Consider the following 299-nt stretch of genomic DNA (forward strand, 5'->3'; position numbering starts at 1 on the left):
TCAGTGTATCGCGCTCGGACACGACCTCGTTGAGGACATCTTTGCCTCGGACCATGAAGCAGGTTACTCGTTCCTGCGACGCGAGGGTTTCTCGGACCGTGTGATCAACGGAATCCGGAATCTCACGAAGATCGCGGGCGAAGAGCTGGACGTGTACGTTGAGCGCGTGAAGTCGAGTCTCGACTCGATCATCGTCAAGCTCGCGGACCTGCGCCACAACTCTGACATCCGCCGACTCAAGGGTCTGCGCGACAAGGACATCGAGCGGGTGCGCAAGTATCACTGGATGCATCTCGAAC

1 pseudogene is annotated in these 299 nt (G+C 58.2%); it reads left to right on the top strand.

The window, feature by feature from the left end:
* Positions 1 to 299: pseudogene (locus tag AC1RPG_RS08660) on the top strand (hypothetical protein); the annotation flags it as partial.

It is taken from the genome of Dellaglioa sp. CoH-57-MRSF-18, from assembly GCF_056781995.1.